This window comes from Bartonella queenslandensis AUST/NH15 (genome assembly GCF_000312585.1).
GTDB classification, from domain to species: Bacteria; Pseudomonadota; Alphaproteobacteria; order Rhizobiales; family Rhizobiaceae; genus Bartonella; species Bartonella queenslandensis_A.
Window position 1 is genome coordinate 7,172 of sequence record NZ_HE997969.1, and the last position, 1,422, is coordinate 8,593.

Genomic DNA, 1,422 nt, shown 5'->3' on the forward strand with positions numbered 1-1,422 from the left:
TAAAAAAGAAAACTATGAAGGAAAAAATGATAAAGGTTGGTGCAGGTCAGCGGCGAAAGGAAGAACAAACCGGCTTTTTATACTTCCAATGGAGTAAAGCGAATAAGTGGAGAAAATATACAGTGTAAAAGTTTTGTGGAAAAGAGGAAAAGCAAGAGAGCGCAACGAACACTAAGATATTTAATAAAGACAAGAAGCTGTACGGATTTGTAATACTTAAATCCATGAATTATAGAGAAGAGTGATTGCGTTAAGAAGGATCTAAGTTACAAAAATGTCGTGATAAGATGCGTAAAATGCTATTTTCTCAATGTGGGGACTGTAAAATAGAACCCCACTCTGTTGCTAATTCACGGGCTTTTTTTAGAGACATGCTTAATGCACCCAAGATTATTTTGCGACGGTGCTCGTGAATGGTATAACGATAAAACCATTGAACACCTCCATCTTTACGCTTATGGAGAAGCTCGCGCCGGAATCCTCACACACTTTTCCAGCTCGTAGGGGGGGACGATAGCCCTTGGCACTGAAGATGGTTCATAAAAGCTAGTTTTACGTCTTTCTTTAATAATTTTTACCCACGTGGCTCCCGCTTGTGACGTGCAAAATAGTGATATTCATTGATTCAATCTGAGGGAGATTAGAATGAAAAAAACTTACTATATTCGGGACTCTCATTCAACATGCAAAACAATTAATTATTATTATAAATCAATGCGTTGTCAGTTGTTTGTTGGTCAAAAAAATTGACAGAGCTTTTTATCCTCATAACCAGTAGGCTAGAGAACAAAAGTGAAGTAGGAGAGAGGTGGAAAAGTCTTGTGGATTTTTGTAAGGCTAAAAATACATTCAGTTCCATCTTATTTTGCATAAATCCCTTATCATGGTGCTAAAGAGGAGAGTAATTGTGCTAAGAAGGCTCCCTTAAATCCATGATCTCTCTTGGTTGTTTTTTATATTTTACTCAGCATTCCCACCCTTTGCAAAAAAGGCGAGGGGCACAATGGAGCTATTAATCCCTAAAAACGCTTAATTCCACGAGGCATATCTGTACAGCTTTTTATGGGTTGGTTTTTGCTTTAGAAGGCACAAGTTTTTAAAGTGTAAGAAAATTTCTGCTTTTTAAAGCGTGAAAAAATTTCTCTGGCTTTTGTAACCATAATAGCCAAAAATGCTGGAAATGACGGCGCCAATCAGGCTTCCTAAAAAGCCCCACCACCCCATGGGCGATGTTTTTGTTGTGACTTTGTCCGTCAAGTGAACAAAATCTTTTGCCGGTGCTTCAAGCTTTTGAGATAAGGTATCGGCTTGCTTTTCTAGAGCCTTGAGAGCTTGTTTTGTTTTTTCTTCTGTCCTTTGATTGAGTTGAACGGCGCGGTTGGCTGTCGTTTGTACATCTGTACGCGACATACCATTGTTCAT

The 1,422-nt window shown here is 38.6% G+C and carries 2 pseudogenes; both read right to left on the minus strand.

Features of this window, described 5'->3' with window-relative positions:
- Window positions 1–322: 322 nt before the first annotated feature.
- Window positions 323–466: pseudogene (locus BN338_RS12840) on the minus strand (integrase); the annotation flags it as partial.
- A 656-nt stretch (window positions 467–1,122) separates the two neighbouring features.
- Window positions 1,123–1,422: pseudogene (locus BN338_RS00040) on the minus strand (DUF3792 domain-containing protein); the annotation flags it as partial.